The following is an 886-nucleotide window of genomic DNA, read 5'->3' as shown; positions in this document are numbered from 1 at the left end:
AGAGGAGCTAACAGAATGCTTGGACGCGTCGGTAGGTGATGACGCAGCAGGCCAGTTTGAGGAACGCTTCGTGGATGTCGTCGCGGATCTCCCAGCGGATCCGAAGGCGGCGGAAGCCATGGATCCAGGCGTTCGTGCGCTCTACTACCCAACGGATGGCGCCGAGTCCTGAGCCGTGCGGGACCCCGCGGCGCGCGATGACCGGCTTGATGCCGCGCTTCCACAGCAGGCGGCGGTACTTGTCGAAGTCGTAGCCGCGGTCAGCGAACAACTGCTGCGGCCGGTGGCGTGGCCTGCCGGTGCGGCCCTTGAGATGGGGTATCGCATCGAGCAGAGGCATCAGCTGCGTGACGTCGTGCCGGTTGCCGCCGGTGAGAGAGACGGCCAGCGGGGTGCCGCGCGCATCGGTGATCACGTGGTGTTTCGAGCCCGGCCTGGCGCGGTCGACCGGGCTCGGCCCTGTTTTGGGCCGCCCCGACGTGCCTGGCGGTGCGAGCCGTCGATCACCGCCCGCGACCAGTCCAGCTTCCCCGCCTGGTGGAGTTCGGTCAACAGCACCTTGTGCAGCCGGTCCCACACCCCGGCCTCGTTCCAGTCCCGCAGCCGACGCCAGCACGTCATCCCCGAGCTGAAGCCGAGCTCCTGCGGCAACCACTCCCACTGGATACCGGTATGGAGCACAAACAGGATGCCCTGAAGGCACTTGCGGTCATCCAGCGGCAACCGGCCGGCGTGATGCGACCGACGCTCCTTCACCGGCAGCAACGGCTCAACCCGCCCCCACAAGTCATCCGACACCAACCACGGCGGCCCCTTCCCCATGACAAGCCCAACGAGCCACCACCCCAGACGACATGCCCCCACACGACATTCTGTTAGCTCCTCT

The 886-nt window shown here is 66.9% G+C and carries 1 protein-coding gene; it reads right to left on the bottom strand.

Annotated elements, in window-relative coordinates; translation table 11 throughout:
• Positions 1-7 precede the first annotated feature (7 nt).
• Positions 8-822, bottom strand: a protein-coding gene (locus ACLJWH_RS41950; protein WP_411147071.1) for an IS5 family transposase whose coding sequence is annotated in 2 segments (ribosomal slippage) — positions 8-465 and positions 465-822 — 816 coding nt in all. Because the reading frame shifts where the segments join, the coding sequence is not laid out codon by codon here.
• Between the last annotated feature and the right edge of the window lie 64 nt (positions 823-886).

The organism is Streptomyces sp. x-80 (genome assembly GCF_046549095.1).
GTDB lineage: Bacteria > Actinomycetota > Actinomycetes > Streptomycetales > Streptomycetaceae > Streptomyces > Streptomyces celluloflavus.
The sequence above is the reverse complement of the archived record's forward strand: the minus strand, read 5'-3'. Positions and strand labels throughout refer to the sequence as shown.